Source organism: Streptomyces sp. NH27 (assembly GCF_056859195.1).
This window is the reverse complement of record NZ_JACEGK010000175.1, coordinates 1-13,835: the sequence shown is the minus strand read 5'-3', so window position 1 is coordinate 13,835 and position 13,835 is coordinate 1. Positions and strand designations below refer to the sequence as shown.

The 13,835-nt window shown below is 72.8% G+C and carries 12 protein-coding genes; 4 read left to right on the top strand and 8 right to left on the bottom strand.

Features of this window, described 5'->3' with window-relative positions; all coding sequences use genetic code 11:
* Positions 1-1,271: 1,271 nt before the first annotated feature.
* From AC13HU_RS16435 to AC13HU_RS16425, 3 genes are read right to left on the bottom strand one after another with little or no spacing between them, the layout of a single operon-like run.
* Positions 1,272-2,237, bottom strand: a complete 966-nt coding sequence (locus AC13HU_RS16435; protein ID WP_483042617.1) for a pirin family protein — start codon at positions 2,235-2,237, stop codon at positions 1,272-1,274.
* Between the two features lie 7 nt (positions 2,238-2,244).
* Positions 2,245-4,257 carry an acyclic terpene utilization AtuA family protein gene (locus AC13HU_RS16430; protein ID WP_483042616.1) on the bottom strand — a complete coding sequence of 671 codons (2,013 nt, stop codon included), beginning with the start codon at positions 4,255-4,257 and terminating at the stop codon, positions 2,245-2,247.
* A 12-nt stretch (positions 4,258-4,269) separates the two neighbouring features.
* Positions 4,270-4,401, bottom strand: coding sequence for a hypothetical protein (locus AC13HU_RS16425; RefSeq protein ID WP_483042615.1), 132 nt, complete (start codon positions 4,399-4,401; stop codon positions 4,270-4,272).
* Positions 4,402-4,404: 3 nt separating this feature from the next.
* On the opposite strand from AC13HU_RS16425, the gene AC13HU_RS16420 reads away from it, so the two are divergent.
* Both AC13HU_RS16420 and AC13HU_RS16415 read left to right on the top strand, forming a co-directional pair.
* Complete coding sequence (locus AC13HU_RS16420) at positions 4,405-4,986, top strand: NUDIX hydrolase (protein WP_483042614.1); 582 nt, start codon at positions 4,405-4,407, stop codon at positions 4,984-4,986.
* Positions 4,987-5,307: 321 nt separating this feature from the next.
* On the top strand, positions 5,308-5,823 hold the full coding sequence (locus AC13HU_RS16415; RefSeq protein WP_483042613.1) for a gluconokinase: 516 nt from the start codon (positions 5,308-5,310) through the stop codon (positions 5,821-5,823).
* A 171-nt stretch (positions 5,824-5,994) separates the two neighbouring features.
* Here the strand turns inward: AC13HU_RS16415 and AC13HU_RS16410 are convergent, their stop codons facing one another.
* Complete coding sequence (locus AC13HU_RS16410) at positions 5,995-7,296, bottom strand: glucarate dehydratase family protein (RefSeq protein ID WP_483042612.1); 1,302 nt, start codon at positions 7,294-7,296, stop codon at positions 5,995-5,997.
* A 157-nt stretch (positions 7,297-7,453) separates the two neighbouring features.
* On the opposite strand from AC13HU_RS16410, the gene AC13HU_RS16405 reads away from it, so the two are divergent.
* On the top strand, positions 7,454-8,533 hold the full coding sequence (locus tag AC13HU_RS16405; RefSeq protein ID WP_483042611.1) for a phosphotransferase family protein: 1,080 nt from the start codon (positions 7,454-7,456) through the stop codon (positions 8,531-8,533).
* A 6-nt stretch (positions 8,534-8,539) separates the two neighbouring features.
* A complete protein-coding gene (locus AC13HU_RS16400; protein ID WP_483042610.1) occupies positions 8,540-9,754 on the top strand; it encodes an acyl-CoA dehydrogenase family protein in 1,215 nt (404 codons plus the stop codon).
* Positions 9,755-9,877: 123 nt separating this feature from the next.
* Here the strand turns inward: AC13HU_RS16400 and AC13HU_RS16395 are convergent, their stop codons facing one another.
* From AC13HU_RS16395 to AC13HU_RS16380, 4 genes are all read right to left on the bottom strand, one after another.
* Entirely contained in the window at positions 9,878-10,861 is a 984-nt protein-coding gene (locus AC13HU_RS16395; protein WP_483042609.1) for an NADPH:quinone oxidoreductase family protein, read from the bottom strand.
* 17 nt (positions 10,862-10,878) lie between these two features.
* On the bottom strand, positions 10,879-11,529 hold the full coding sequence (locus AC13HU_RS16390) for a TetR/AcrR family transcriptional regulator (protein WP_483042608.1): 651 nt from the start codon (positions 11,527-11,529) through the stop codon (positions 10,879-10,881).
* Positions 11,530-11,587: 58 nt separating this feature from the next.
* Positions 11,588-13,330, bottom strand: coding sequence for an AMP-binding protein (locus tag AC13HU_RS16385; RefSeq protein ID WP_483042607.1), 1,743 nt, complete (start codon positions 13,328-13,330; stop codon positions 11,588-11,590).
* A partial coding sequence (locus AC13HU_RS16380; protein WP_483042606.1) for an SDR family oxidoreductase occupies positions 13,327-13,835 on the bottom strand: 509 nt, incomplete at its 5' end. The genes AC13HU_RS16385 and AC13HU_RS16380, both read right to left, overlap by 4 nt.

Sequence of the window (13,835 nt, the reverse complement as noted above, 5' to 3'; positions counted from 1 at the left end):
CTGCTACACCGCCCGCCGGCCCGGCGAGGTCTGCGAAGCCATCGACAAGGTGGGCAAGGCCCTGGCCCTGCTGAGGCCCCAGGCGTAGCCCCTCCCGAACCCCCGCCGCCATCACCCACATCGGCGCGTCTCTCGGCGGCTTGGCCGGGCTCATCACCGCGCCGAGCCCGCAGACCGGTGACCGGCGGACCGGCCCTCGCAGATGCCGCGGGCGAGGGCCAACTGCTTCTCGGCCTTCGCGGTGTCCTCGCACGCCAAGCAGCCTTCTCGTCCGAGGAAAACACCCATGTCACGGGGCGACAGACGTCGGCCCTGCTCCGAGCTCCCCGCCTCACCCACCGCGAAGTCTGCGTTCGTAGTCGATTTCCACAATTTCCTCTAGTTGAGGGTCTCGGTAGTCCTGGCTTCAGATCATGGGGTGAACAGGACGCGGGATTCGAGATCGCTACGTCCGGTGACGTCCGTGCCTTCGGTCTTTTGGTTGGATGGTGATGTCGAGGTGGGGGTCGACGCAGGGCCGTCAACACCCTGCGCGACGACGTCCTCGCACTCATCCGCTCCTGACCCCCACCCCTGGGGAGACAGACCTCACGCCGCGAATCCGCACGCCCCGGCCTCCATACCGGTGGCCACGCACGCGAGTTCGACTCCTGGGGGATACCTATGTCGAGGACCGGCCAGCAGAGACGGTGATAGCCGTATCTGGAGGACAGGGCAGGGGAGGACTTCGCTCGCGCAGCGATCGACGTCGACTGCGAACACGGGACCCACAGGGGTCCCGTCCCCGTCGGCCGACTCCCGGTGGAACAAGACTTCCCTCGGCTTCGTCCGGCTCCGGCAGGAATACGGCGTGTCCGCCACTGTCTCGCCTGCCTCAACGGGCGTCACAGCCCCGGCCCCCAACACTTGGCCGTAGCCGCCTTGCCGCGCACGGTAACGGACTCCTGAAGCAGTCAAGAGCATCGCGCTCGACAAGCCAGCACCGTCGCACCTTGGCCTCGGCAGCACGCGCGGCACCCACAGGGCCGTAGCTCCGGGATCAGGGAAAAGCGCGACAGAACTCAACTGACTACCAGTCAGTAAAGTCAGCATTGGGTCAGCATCAGTCCTGGCACACCCCGTCACAGTCGTACGCACATGCGAATTCCGCGAAGCGCACTGCGGGCATTCCGAGCCTGGCGAGCCCAAGCCTTTCTGCGGATGCGAGCCAACCCCCGACCCGCTCGATACGGAGGCACCGAGCGGGTCGGGGGTTTCAAGGAAACAGCAGCTCAGCGCTCACGGCCGCGCGCCTTCAAGGGAGTTGGCGGGAGTTCCGGGGCGAGTAGGCGGTCGCCGTCGTAGCCGTGCACCTCGCCGAAGCGGGTGCTCTCATTCCACGCCTCGCGAGCTTCGGCGATATCCTGGTGCGAACGCCCGACGAAGTTCCAGAACATGACGATCTTCTCGGCGAAGGGTTCGCCGCCCAGGAGCATGAGGGACGCGGCGGTGTCGGCGAGCAGGGGGAGGTCGCGGCGGCCGGCGCCGAGGTAGAGGAGGGACCCGGGGGTGAGGGGGACCCCGTCGACATCCGCCCGGCCGGACATCGCGAGGACGGCGTACTCGAAGTCCGGCTGGAGGGGGAGGCGGGCGGCGGCGCCCTCGGCGAGGGTGATGTCGGCGCCGACGAGGGGACTGTGGATGGTGCCGGGCGAGGCCGTGCCGTCGAGTTCGCCGAGGATGACGGTGGCCTGCAAGCCGTGCGCGGTGACCTCGGGGAGTTCGGTGTGGTGCTCGAAGGCGGGCGCGATGTGCCGGCGGGAGTCGGGGAGAGCGACCCACAGCTGGGCGCCGTGCAGGTAGCGGGCGTGGTCGCGGGGCGACTCCTCGGAGTGCGAGATGCCCCGCCCCGAGGTCATCAGGCCCAACTCCCGGGGCCGTACGGTCTGCTTGCTGCCGAGGCTGTCGCGGTGCAGCACTTCCCCGTCGTGCAGCCAGCTCACGGTCTGGAGCCCCATGTGCGGGTGCGGCGGCACCTGCATCCCCGGTTCTCGGGCGATGTCGTCGGGGCCGTAGTGGTCGACGAAGCACCACGCCCCGATCATCCGGCGGCCGAGGTTGGGGAGCAGCCGGCGCACCTGCGTGCTCTCGCCGAGCGGCACGGTGCGGCCGGTGAGCAGTTCGCGGACCGGAGCGGCGGAGACACCCTCGCGGCCGCCGCAGACGCTGGCGGACGGTTTCACATCGAGATTGCTCATGGCCCGATCATGCCCCGGGACGTGCCCGCGGCGGCCGAGGCGGCTCCACCAGCCGCTCCGGTATGTCGGCCAAGCGGCCGCGCAGCCGCTCGCCGAGTGCCTTCGCCTGGGGGTCGGCGCGGGTGGACGCGGCCACGCCGTCGCCGAGCAGATCGTGCACGACGAAGTTCAGGGCCCGCAGGTTGGGCAGTTCGTAGCGGCTGACCGGCAGCCGGGCGGCCTCGGGCAGCAGCGCGCGCAGCCGGGGCACGTCGAGGTAGTCGCGCAGCCAGGCGTACACGTCGTCGTCCCGGGCCCACAGCCCGACGTTGGCGTCCCCGCCCTTGTCCCCCGACCGCGCCCCGACGAGCATGCCGAGCGGCAGGCGTACGGTCCTGCCGTGGGACGCGCCGGGCCGCCCGCCGTGCGGCTGCGCGCGCTCGGGCCGTAGCGGACCCGCGACCGGCGGCGGGGGTACGGCGTCGGCCCGCAGGCCCGGAGACACGCGGCCGGGCGACCCGCGGCCCGGGGACGCACCGCCGGGCGACACGCGGCCGGGCATACGGGCAACGCCGCCGGCGCCGGCGCGGTCCGCGGCACCGGAACGCTCCCCACCACCGGAGGAGTCACCGCGTAGCGGCGGCCCGGGCACGGCAAGCCGCGTGCCGTCGGCGAGCACCGTCACCGCCCGCACCTCCTGCGCCGGGATCAGTGCGGGCCAGTACACGCCGTACTCGGTCGGCCGGGCGGTGGCGTGCTCCAGGTAGAGCCCGGGGTAGCCGGCCAGCGCGGTGCCGGCGACGGCGGAGAAGAAGCCGCGGCCGACCTTGCCGGGATCGGGGTCCTTGACCGTGAGGGTGAGCCGGTCGACCTCGTGACCGTGCTCGCGGCGCAGGTCGTACCCGGCGAACGCGCCCGGGCCGCCGGTGGCGTCGCGCAGCGCGGCCTCGGCGAAGTCGGCCTTGGCGTCGAGGTCGAGGCCGGTGAGCACGAAGACCGCGGAGTTGCGGTGGCCGCCGACGTGGTTGACGCAGACCTTGAGGGTGTCGGGGGCCGGTTCCCCGGTCACCGGGCCGACCGCGACCCGGTCGGTGCCGTGCTGGGTGAGGCGCACGGTGTCGAACCGGGCCACCACGTCGGCGTTGAGGTAGGCGGGATGGCCTGTCTCGTAGAGGAGTTGGGCGGTGACGGTGCCCACCGTGACGGCGCCGCCGGTGCCGGGGTGCTTGGTGATGACGCTGGAACCGTCCGGGTGGATCTCGGCGATCGGGAAACCGGGGTGGACCGGGTCGGGGATCTCGGTGAAGAAGGAGTAGTTGCCGCCGGTGGCCTGGGTGCCGCACTCGATGATGTGGCCGGCGGTGACCGCGCCGGCCAGCGCGTCCCAGTCGTCGGCGGCCCAGTCGAACGCCCACGCGGCGGGCCCGACCACGAGGGAGGCGTCGGTGACCCGGCCGCAGACCACCACGTCGGCGCCGGAGCGCAGCGCCTGGGTGATGCCCCAGCCGCCGAGGTAGGCGTTGGCGGTGACCGGCTCGACGCCGGCGGCGGCCAGCGGGCGGCCGGTGGCGAGGTGGGCGAAGTCGTGGCCGTGGGACTGGAGTTCGGGCAGCCGGCCGAGCAGGTCGTCGCCCTCGACGTGGGCGACGGTGGGCTGCAACCCTGCGGCCGCGGCGAGTTCGCGGAGCTTCGCGGCGAGCCCGGCGGGGTTGAGCCCGCCGGCGTTGACCACGACCTTGATGCCTCGCTCCAGGCAGGTGCCCAGCACGTCGCGCATCTGGGCGAGGAAGGAGACCGCGTAGCCGCCGTCGGGGTCGCGCCGCCGGGCCTTCCACAGCAGCAGCATGGTGAGTTCGGCGAGGTAGTCGCCGGTCAGTACGTCGATCGGGCCGCCTTCGACCATCTCGCGGGCGGCGGCGAGCCGATCGCCGTAGTAGCCGGAGCAGTTGGCGATCCGCAGCGGTCCGGTACGGCCGCGCCCGTACGTCGGCGCACCACCCGCAGCGGTCGTGCCCACCGGACCGTTCGCCGCATTGGTCACCGTACTCTCCCGTCACTTCGCTTCCGGGTCACCGACCTCGACGATCATCTTGCCGGCGTCGGCGTCGCGCAAGACCCCGAAGAACGCGCCCGCGGTGGACCCGGTGCCGACCGGAACGGCCCGGCCGGCCGGTGGTTCAATCACGGCATGAGCCAACCGACCGCGAACCCCGGACCCGACAGCCCCGACCCCGACAGCCCCGGCGACGACGGCGGCCTGTTGTCCGTGCACGAGATCATCGACATCGTCGACGAGGACGACAACGTCATCGGCACCTCCCCACGCGGTGAGGCGTACGCCCGCGGGCTGCGGCACCGCTGCGCGTTCATCCTCGCCCGCGACCCGCGCGGCCGGATCTTCGTGCACCGCCGCACCGCCCGCAAGCTCGTCTCCCCGTCCCTGTACGACATGTTCGTCGGCGGCGTGGTCGGCGCGGGCGAGTCCTACGACGCGACGGCGCTGCGCGAGGCCGAGGAGGAACTGGGCGTGTCCGGACTCCCGCAGCCCACCCCCCTGTTCAAGTTCCTGTACGCGCAGGAGTCCGGCCCCGGCGCCTGGTGGTCGACGGTCTACGAGGTGCGGGTCGACGGCCCCGTACGGCCGCAGGTCGAAGAGGTCGCCTGGCACGACTTCATCACCGAGGAGGAGCTCGAACGGCGGCTCACCGAATGGGAGTTCGTGCCGGACGGCCTGGAGGCGTACCGCCGCCTTATGCAGCGGCGCGACTGACCCGCCCGGCTGCCCCGTTCTGCCGGCCGCTTCCGCGCGGTGCGGTGCGGTGCGGTGCGGTGCGGTGCGGTGCGGTGCGGTGCGGCTGGATCATGGTGATCCCCGCGCTCGTACTGTCGGGCGCCTTCGACGGCCTGACGGGCGCGGCGGGCCCACCGCCGCAAGCAGCCCGCAGCACAGGAGAGTGCCCGCACCACAGGAGCGCACCGCAGCACAGGGGCGCACCCACACCGCCGCCCGGCATCCGGTATGACGACGATCCCACCGGCCCCGGCCGCCCCGGACTTGAATACGCACCGCGGATACGTGTTCAGTGGGCCCATGACAGCCCGACCTGCCACAACGCACCCGCTCATCGTGGTCATGGGGGTATCCGGCTCGGGCAAGACGACGATCGGCGGGATGCTGGCCGCGCGGCTGGGCGTGCCCTACGCCGAGGCCGACGACTTCCACCCGGCCGCGAACATCGCCAAGATGGCGGCGGGCGTGCCGCTGGACGACGCCGACCGTGCGCCCTGGCTGGACACGATCGCGCGGTGGCTCGCCGAACGCGGCCCGCGCGGCGGCGTGGTGAGCTGTTCCGCGCTGCGGCACCGCTACCGGGACCGGTTGCGGGCGGCGGCGCCCGGGCTGCTCTTCGCGCACCTGGACGGAACTCCGGAGCTGGTCGCGGCCCGGCTGAGCGCCCGCACCGGCCACTTCATGCCGCCGGGGCTGCTGGCGTCGCAGTTCGAGGCGCTGGAGCCGCTGGAGCCGGGCGAGGCGGGCGCGGTCGTATCGATCGACGGGGACGCGGAGTTGACGGTGCGGCAGATTCTGGCGTCGCTCGCCCGCTGAGCGGCTCGGCCCCGGCCGGGTCCGAACCGACCTGCCTCCTACGGCGGGTCCGCTACGGCGCGTCTCCACGGACGGGTTCGCGGCCGGGTCCGCTACGGCGCGTCCGCCGGGTCCGATACGGCGGCGCCCGGCCCGGCGGCCGCGGGTCGTAGCGCGGGGTCGTAGCGCGGACTACCAGCGCGGCACCGACGGCGTGCGCCACTGCGGGTCGGCCTTGCGCATCGCGGCGGCGTCGTCGCGGTCGCGCATCGTGCCGTCGTCGTCGAGCCAGCGCTGGTGCAGCAACGCGAGGGCGGCGCGGTCGAGTTCGACGCCCAGACCCGGGCGGTCGGAGACCGTGAGCCGGCCACCGGTGAAGACGTGCCGCTCGGTGATGACGTCCTCGGTCTGCCACGGGTAGTGCGAGTCGCACGCGTAGTCGAGGTTGGGCACCGTCGCGGCCACGTGGGTCATCGCGGCGAGGCTGATGCCCAGGTGGGTGTTGGAGTGCATGGACAGGCCCACCCCGAAGGCGCGGCAGATCGCCGCCAGGTGCTGGGTGTTGCGCAGCCCGCCCCAGTAGTGGTGGTCGGAGAGCACGACCTGCACGGCGCCGCGGGTGAACGCCTCCTGGATCTCGGGGAAGGTCGTGACGCACATGTTGGTGGCCAGCGGTACGGACGTCTCCGCGGCGACCCGCGCCATCCGGTCGGTGCTGCTCGCCGGGTCCTCCAGGTACTCCAGCACGTCGCCGAGCTCGCGGGCGACCGCCAGCGAGGTCTCCACCGACCAGGCCCCGTTGGGGTCGAGCCGTAGCGGCTTGCCGGGGAACGCCTCGGCGAGCGCCCGGACCGCGGCGATCTCCTGGTCGGGCGGGAAGACGCCGCCCTTGAGCTTGAAGGAGCCGAAGCCGTAGGTGTCGGCGAAGCGGCGGGCCTGGGCGACCACGCCGGCCGGGTCCAGGGCGGCGCCCCAGTCGTCGGCCTCACCGGCGCCCTGCGGGTGTTCGGCGAGCCGGTAGAAGAGGTAGGCGCTGTAGTCGACGGCGTCGCGGACCTTGCCGCCGAGCAGTGTGTGCACCGGCAGGCCGAGGGACTTGCCGAGCGCGTCGAGGCAGGCCACCTCGAAGCCGGAGAGCACCGACAGCCGGAGCTTGTCCGCGGTCTGCACCCCGCGCAGGCCGCCGCTGCTGACGGAGTCGGAGATCTCCTCGGGGTCGCCGCACACCCGCTCGGCGAGCGTGAACAGCCCGTTCAGGTCGCTGATCCGGTGGCCGGGCAGCGCCTTGGCCAGCGGTGCGGCCAGGTCGAGGTAGCGGGTGTCGCCGTATGTCTCGCCGACGCCGGTGGTGCCGTCGGCGGTGACCACCTCGATGACGAGACGCGGGGTGTAGGGCTGGTGAACGCCCTGGGTGTTGAGCAGCGGCGGATCGGCGATCAGGATGGGAGTCAGCCGCACTTCGGCGATGGTCGCCGAGGGGGACGTGGCCGCCACATCCGCTGTCCGTATATATGAATCGCGTTCACCCATAAGACCGAGGGTAGGCGCGCGCACGGGCGACCGTCAATGCGGCCGGGACGACGCGCGGCGGCAGGCGGCAGCAGGCGCCGGGGCACTGGACTACATACCGACCAGTCGGTATGATCTCGGCATGAGTGCATCCGCCAACCCACCGGGCCTGGACCTCGACCGCCTTCGCCGCCACCTGGACCGGGAGCGCCCCGACCTGGCCCGGGGCGAGTTGCGGGCCGAGTTGCTGGAGGGCGGCCGCTCGAACCTCACCTACCGCGTCACCGACGGCACCGGCACGTGGGTGGTACGCAGGCCGCCGCTGGGCCATGTGCTGGCCACCGCACACGACATGGGCCGCGAGCACCGCGTGATCAGCGCGCTCGCCGACACCCCGGTGCCGGTGCCGCGCACCCTGCTGCGGTGCGACGACCCGGAGGTCATCGGCGCACCCTTCTACCTGATGGAGTTCGTGCCCGGCACCCCGTACCGCAGCGAGGAGCAGCTGCGGGAGATCGGCCCCGAGCGCACCCGGGCGGCCGTGCACACCCTGGTCGACACGCTGGTGGACCTGCACGCGGTGGACCCGGCGGCGGTCGGCCTGGCCGATTTCGGACGGCCCGAGGGCTTCCTCGACCGGCAGCTGCGCCGCTGGGGCAAGCAGCTCGACGCCTCCCGCAGTCGCGAACTGCCGGGCGTGGACGAGTTGCACGCCGCCCTCGGCCGCGCGCTGCCCGACTCCCCCGCGCCCGCGATCGTGCACGGCGACTACCGGCTGGACAACGTGCTGATCGACTCCGACGGCCGGCTCACCGCCGTACTGGACTGGGAGATGTCCACCCTCGGCGACCCGCTCACCGACCTCGGGCTGCTGGTGATGTACACCGAGCAGCGCAGCAGCGACCTGTTCTCCGCGCCCACCACCGGCGGCGCCCCCGGCCACCCCGACTCCCGCGAGATCGTCGCGCGCTACGCCGAGCGGTCCGGGCGCGACGTGACGGCGGTCGACTGGTACACCGCCTTCGCCTTCTTCAAGCTCGCCGTGATCCTGGAGGGCATCCACTACCGGTGGACCCTCGGCCAGACCGTCGGCGCCGGGTTCGACCGGATCGGCGGCATCGTGCCGGTCTTCATCGACCGCGGCCTGAGCACCTTGCAGCGGTCCACCACCGTGCGGCACCCCACCGCCGCGCGGCGCCCCACCACCCGAGACGAGGACTGAGCGCCCATGGACTTCGGCTACGACACCAGGACCGAGGAGCTACGCGCCAAGCTCTCGGCGTTCCTCGACGAGCACGTCTATCCGGCCGAGCCGGTCTTCGGCGAGCAGCGTGAGCAGGCCGTCGGCGACGCCCGCTGGAGCGCCCCGCCGATCGTCGAGCAACTCAAGGCCGAGGCCAGGTCGCAGGGCCTGTGGAACCTCTTCCTGCCCGGTGCGCACGGCGCCGGCCTGACCAACCTCCAGTACGCGCCGCTGGCCGAACTCACCGGCCGCAGCCCGCACCTGGCCCCGCCCGCGCTCAACTGCGCGGCGCCCGACACCGGCAACATGGAGGTGCTCGCCGAGTTCGGCACCCCCGAGCAGCGCAAGGAGTGGCTGGACCCGCTGCTGGCCGGCGAGATCCGCTCGGCGTTCGCGATGACCGAGCCCGACGTCGCGTCCTCCGACGCCACCAACATCGAGACCCGGATCGAACGCGACGGGGACTCGTACGTCATCAACGGCCACAAGTGGTACATCTCCGGGGCGATGAACCCGGGGTGCGCCATCCTCATCGTGATGGGCAAGACCGATCCGGCCGCGGACCGGCACCGCCAGCAGAGCCAGGTACTGGTCCCCCGCGACACCCCAGGCGTCGAAGTCCGGCGCGGCATGCGGGTGTTCGGGTACGACGACGGCGACCACGGCGGGCACGCCGAGATCGTCTTCCACGACGTGCGGGTGCCGGTCGGCAACCTGATCGGCGAGGAGGGCGGCGGATTCGCCATCGCCCAGGCCCGGTTGGGGCCGGGCCGGATTCACCACTGCATGCGGCTGATCGGCATGGCCGAGCGCGCGCTGGAGTTGATGTGCCGGCGCGCCAACGCCCGTACCGCCTTCGGGAAGCCGCTCGCCGCGCAGGGCGTGGTCCAGGAGTGGATCGCCGAAGCCCGCGTGGAGATCGAGCAGTTGCGGCTGCTCGTGCTCAAGACGGCCTGGCTGATGGACACCGTCGGCAACCAGGGCGCCCACACCGAGATCCAGGCGATCAAGATCGCCACGCCGGCCGCGGTCCAGCAGATCGTGGACCGCGCGATCCAGTTGCACGGCGCGGGCGGGGTCTCCCAGGACTTCCCGCTGGCTCAGCTGTGGGCCGCCACCAGGACGCTGCGGTTGGCCGACGGCCCGGACGAGGTCCACAAACGGTCGCTGGCGCGGCGGGAGTTGCGCAAGTACGCCTGACCCCCTGGGGTGGTGCGTTCTGTCGGTTCAGCGACCACCTGTCGGTGGAGGGTTGCGCGCGCAACCACCCGACGACCGCGAGGTCCGGGAACTCACAGCACGGGGCAACCCGGGACGGTCCTCTCAGGGGATGACGACGAGACGCCCCACCGTCGTACCGTCGGCGACGCGTTGGACGGCTTCCGCGGCAGCGGCGAGCGGAAGGCGTTCACTGACGAGGGGCTTGACCGTGCCCTCGGCGGCGAGGCGGGTGAGGTCGTCGTGGGCGCGGCGGACCGCCGCCGGGTCGTGGGTGTTGTACAGGCCCCAGTGCAACCCGAGGATCGTGTAGTTCTTCACCAGCGCATGGTTGAGCCCGGGCGCGGGAACCGTCCCGCTGGTGAAGCCGACCACCACGATCCGCCCCTCGAAGGCGACGCACTTCGTGGACCGGGTGTAGGCGTCGCCGCCGACCGGGTCGTAGACGACGTCGGCACCGCGCCCGCCGGTGGCCTCCTTGACGACGGCCACGAAGTCCTCGGTGCGCCGGTCCACGACAAGGTCGGCGCCCAACTCGCGTGCGGCCTCGGCCTTCTCCGCTCCCCCGACCACGCCGATCACGGTGGCGCCCGCGGCCTTGCCGAGCTGCACGGCCGCGCTGCCGACCCCGCCGGCCGCCGCGTGCACCAGCAACGTCTCGCCGGGGCGCAGCGCGGCCCTGCGGTGCAGGCCGAACCAGCCGGTCTGGTAGCCGATGTGGAGGGCGGCGGCCTCGGCGTCGTCCAGCGCCTCGGGCGCGGGCAGCACACCGGCCGCGGGCACCACCGTGAACTCGGCGAACGCCCCGGCGGGCAGGGCGGCCGGGGTGATGACGCGGTCGCCGGGGGCGAGCCCGGTCACGCCCTCCCCGGTCGCCACGACCTCGCCGCACATCTCGACGCCGGGGGTGAAGGGCAGCGGCGGCCGGATCTGGTACTGGCCGCGGCACAGCAGCGCGTCGGGGAAGTTGACGCCCGCCGCGCGCACCCGCAGCAGCACCTCGTCCGGGCCGGGCCGCGGGGTCGGGACGTCGTCGAGGCGCATCGCATCGCGCGGTTCGCCGGTCTCGTGGACGCGCCATGCCTTCACGTGGGAACTCCCGGGGTTCAGGGCCGCCGCACCGAGTGCAGCAGCAGGTCGGAGAACTCCGCGGCGACCTGCTCCGCAGCGAGCGGGCCGTCCGCGTGGTACCAGGTGCCGAGGTGGTGCACCGAGCCGAAGAAGAAGTCCACCACCAGGTCGGGCCGCAGTTCCGGCCGGACCTGGCCGTCGCGCTGCCCCTCCTCGATCAGCGAGCGGAACGTCTCGTGGTAGCGGCGGCGCTCGGCGCGTACCGCCTTCTGCTTCTCGGGGCTGAGCTGGTGCATCGAGCGGAAGAAGATCTTGGTGTCGTCGAGGTTCTGGATGCTGGTGACGACGACGTCGGCGGCGGCCTCGGCGATCCGCTCGGTGACGGGGATCGGCCGGGCGGCGATCGCGTCGAGCCGCTCGGTCTGGAGCCGCAGCACCCGGCCGTAGATCTCGTGCAGCAGATCGTCCTTGGAGCCGAAGTAGTGGTAGAGCGCGCCCTTGGTGACGCCGGCGGCCTCCACGATCTCCTGCACGGCGGTACGGTCGTAGCCGCGCTCGGCGAACAGCCGGGTGGCCTCGGCGAGCAGCCGCTCGGGCACGGCGCCTGTCGTGCCCGAACCCGTCGCGGCGCCCGGTCCCGTACCGTCGCCGCCATCGCTGCTGCTGCTCGTCGCCTTGCGTGCCATGGCTGCCCTCTCCTCGTGCCGTGTGGTCGGCCGGCCGGCGTTCCGACCGGTACGGACCCTATCCGGCCGCCGTTTTCAGTTCCCGGCGCAGGATCTTCCCGGTGGCGGTCTTGGGCAGTTCGGCGAGCACCTCGACCTGCCGCGGGTACTTGAACGCCGCCAGCCGCTCCTTGCAGTACGCGACCAGTTCGGCCGGGTCGGCGGCGGCGCCGGGCCGCAGGCTGACGTACGCCTTGACGCTCTCGCCGCGGTACGCATCGGGCACCCCCACGACGGCCGCCTCGCGCACGGCGGGGTGGGTGTAGAGGACGTCCTCGACCTCGCGCGGCCAGACCTTGAAGCCGGACGCGCTGATCATGTCCTTCTTGCGGTCGACGACGTAGAGCCAGCCGTCCTCGTCCATGAAACCGATGTCGCCGGTGAGCAGTTCACCACCGGGCAGGGCCGCCGCGGACTCCTCGGGCTTGTTCCAGTACCCCGGTACGACCATCGGCCCGGTGACCGCGATCTCGCCGGACTGCCCGAACGGCACCTCGGCGCCCGAGTCGTCGAGGATACGGACCACGGTGCCGGGGCCGGGCACGCCGACCGCGAGGGTGCCGGACTCCGGGTCGACCGGCGCCTCCAGGCCCGGCGGCACGCTCGCGCACGGCGCGGTGCACTCCGTCAGGCCGTAGCCATTGGCGAGGTAGCGGCCGCCGGAACGGGCCCGGAAGGACTCCACGACCGCGGGCGGCAGCGGGGCGCCGCCGGAGGAGATCAGCCGGAAGGAGGCGAAGTCCTCGGGCGCGGCGTCGGGGCGGGCGAGCAGCGCCATGAACGCGGTCGACGGGCCGACGGTGTAGGCCGGGCGGTACTCGCGGAACGCGTCGAGCACCACGCCGGGCTCGAAGCGGTAGGTGAGCGCCACGGTGTGCCCGCCGGCCAGGCCCGCCGCGAGCTGGCAGACCATGCCGGTGATGTGGAACAGCGGCGCCAGCGCGAACACCACGGCGTCGTCGGGGAGTTTCTGGAGACGGACCTGGCGGTGGGCGTTGAACGAGATGTTGCCGTGGGTGTTGAGGGCGCCCTTGGGGCGGCCGCTGGTGCCGGAGGTGTAGCTGACCAGCGCGGTGTCGCCGGCGGCGGGCAGGTCCGCGGGGGGCAGGTCCGCGGCGGACCGTACGGGGCGCGGCCCGGCGCAGGCGCGGGCGACGGTGAGGACGTCCTGCGCCGGGTCGTCGGCAGGGGCGCCCTCGGTGAGGGCCGCGGGGTCGTCGGCACAGCCATCCTCGGTGAGGGTCGCGGGCGGCCGCCGCGCACCGAGCACCCGGGTGTCGTCACGGCTCTGGAGGTCGTGCTCGTCGGCGGTCAACGCGATCCGGACCGGCGAGCCGGCGGCGGTGTCCCGGACGTACGCCTCCCAGGCGGTGCGCGAGCACAGGATCGCGGCGGCACCCGCGTCGTCGAGGATGTGGGCCAACTCCTGCCGCTTGTACATCGGGTTGACCGGGATCACCGCGCCGCCGGCCTTCCACGCGGCGAGCAGGCCGATCACGAACTGCGGCACGTTCTGGAGCATGATCGCGAGCCGGTCGCCGGGGGCGAAGCCGCGCTCGGCGAGGTGGCGGGCGAGGCCGTCGGACAGGGCGTCGAGTTCGCCGTATCCGAGCGTGCCGTCGAAGTAGCGCAGCGCGGGGTGGTCGGGCGCCCGCTCGGCGACGGCGAGGAAGGTGTGCAGCACGGACGGCGGGTGCTCGGTCGCGGCTCGCTGCTCGTCGGTGAAGTGCTTCAGCCAGGGCTGGTCGGCGTAGGTCGTCATGCGCGCTCGCCTCCCTCGGCGGCGGCGAGTCGCTGCTCGTACTGGCGCTGGAGCTTGTTCATGCCGCGGAGCCACCGTTCGGGTTCCGCGCCGCGGGCCGCGTGGTACCTGGCGACTTCGGGGTGCGGGAGGATCAGGAACCGGTCGGCCGCGATGCCGTCGAGCACCGCGTCGGCGACGTCCTCGGGCTCGATCGCGCTCGGCGCGAGCACCAGCTCCCCGGCCGGGCCAGTGGCGGCGAGCATCGCGGTGCGCACCCCCTGCGGGCAGACCGCGTGCACATGGATGCCGCGGTGCCGGTAGGTGAGCGACATCCACTCGGCGAACGCGAGCGCGCCGTGCTTGGTCACGGAGTACGGTGCCGCGCCGATCATCGTCAGCAGCCCGGCGGCTGAGACCGTGGACACGAAGCGGCCCGCACCGCGCTCCAGCCACTCCGGGAGCAGGGCGCGGGCGGCGCGGACATGGCTCATCACGTTGACGTCCCAGGCCAGTTCCCAGGCGG

What these genes read in the sequence shown, in the direction of transcription:
- AC13HU_RS16405 (WP_483042611.1), top strand. Translation starts at nt 7,454, where the DNA reads ATGAGTGCATCCGCCAACCCACCGGGCCTGGACCTCGACCGCCTTCGC.
- AC13HU_RS16385 (WP_483042607.1), bottom strand. Translation starts at nt 13,330, where the DNA reads ATGACGACCTACGCCGACCAGCCCTGGCTGAAGCACTTCACCGACGAG.
- AC13HU_RS16435 (WP_483042617.1), bottom strand. Translation starts at nt 2,237, where the DNA reads ATGAGCAATCTCGATGTGAAACCGTCCGCCAGCGTCTGCGGCGGCCGC.
- AC13HU_RS16415 (WP_483042613.1), top strand. Translation starts at nt 5,308, where the DNA reads ATGACAGCCCGACCTGCCACAACGCACCCGCTCATCGTGGTCATGGGG.
- AC13HU_RS16390 (WP_483042608.1), bottom strand. Translation starts at nt 11,529, where the DNA reads ATGGCACGCAAGGCGACGAGCAGCAGCAGCGATGGCGGCGACGGTACG.
- AC13HU_RS16420 (WP_483042614.1), top strand. Translation starts at nt 4,405, where the DNA reads ATGAGCCAACCGACCGCGAACCCCGGACCCGACAGCCCCGACCCCGAC.
- AC13HU_RS16400 (WP_483042610.1), top strand. Translation starts at nt 8,540, where the DNA reads ATGGACTTCGGCTACGACACCAGGACCGAGGAGCTACGCGCCAAGCTC.